The organism is Streptomyces sp. NPDC036984 (genome assembly GCF_055607665.1).
On sequence record NZ_JBVJRL010000088.1, the window covers coordinates 1 to 1365 of the forward strand.

A 1365-nucleotide genomic window follows, 5' to 3' on the forward strand; every position below is an offset into this window, starting at 1 on the left:
CCCGTTCGACGCACCGTCCTGGTTGACCGCGCTGCCGCGCACCACCGCCAGCACCCGGTGACCGTTGCGCTCGGCATCCGACAACCGCTCCACCAGCAGCATGCCCACGCCCTCGCCCCAGCCCGTGCCGTCGGCCGCGGCGGAGAACGCCTTGCACCGGCCATCGGCCGACAACCCCCGCTGCCGTGAGAACTCCACGAACGCGGTAGGGGTGGACATCACCGTCGCGCCGCCGACGAGCGCCGAACTGCACTCCCCAGCCCGCAGCGCCTGGCAGGCCAGATGCAGAGCCACCAGAGACGAGGAACACGCGGTGTCGACCGTCACGGCAGGGCCTTCAAGACCCAGCGTGTAAGCGATGCGACCCGACGCGATACTGCCTGCGCTCCCGTGCCCAAGGTAGCCCTCGTAGCCAGCCGGTGCGGTGAGGAACCGGCCCGCGTAGTCGTGGTAGATGAGCCCGGCGAACACGCCGGTGGACGTACCGCGCAGGGACTCCGGGTTGACGCCGGCGCTCTCGGCGGCTTCCCACGCGGTTTCAAGGAGGAGCCGCTGCTGGGGATCCATGGCGAGGGCCTCACGGGGGCTGATGCCGAAGAAGTCGGCGTCGAACTCGCCCGCACCATAGAGGAATCCGCCCTGCTGGGTGTACGTGGTCCCGTGGCGGTCCGGGTCCGGGTCGTACAGTGCAGCGAGGTCCCAGCCACGGTTCGCGGGGAACCCGCCGACAGCGTCGTGTTCGTCGCTCAAGAGGCGCCACAGGCCGTCGGGCGTTCGTACGCCGCCGGGGTAGCGACAGGCCATGCCGACGATCGCGATGGGCTCGTCGGCGACCGCAGCTCGGAGGGGGAGACGGCTGCTGGTGTCCTCCGCCCCGAGGAGTTCCGACTGGAAGTACCGGCAGAGGGCCATCGGGGTGGGGTGGTCGAAGACCAGCGTGCTGGGGAGAGCAAGGCCGGTGACTGTGACGAGTTGGTTGCGCAACTTGATGGCGGCCAGCGAGTCGAAGCCGAGATCCTTGAATGCCTTGTCGGGGTCGACGGCCTCTGGTGCGGCATGGCCGAGTACTGCGGCGACCTCCCCCCGGACCAGGTTCAGAAGTGCCTCGTCGCGTTCTTGCGGGGGCCGGTCGGCGAGCGTGTCGCGGAGTGAAGTCGGGCGCGGTGCAGGAGTGGCGTCGACCGCCGGGGGAAGCGGACGACCGGTGACGGTGGGCGTCTGCAGCCAGTACCGCTGGTGTTGGAAGGGGTAGGTGGGGAGGTCGGTGTGTGGGGTGGGTTGTTGGGGGTGGTGGTGGGTGTGCCAGGGGGTGGTGGTGTGGGCGAGGGCGGTGAGGAGGTGGTGGGTGGGGTTGGGGTGGTGGGG

1 protein-coding gene is annotated in these 1365 nt (G+C 70.0%); it reads right to left on the bottom strand.

The genetic code is table 11. From position 1 onward, the window contains the following. Positions 1-1365, bottom strand: a 1365-nt coding sequence (locus tag ACZ7DL_RS39075; RefSeq protein WP_470781846.1) for an acyl carrier protein, incomplete at both ends; no start/stop codon positions are given.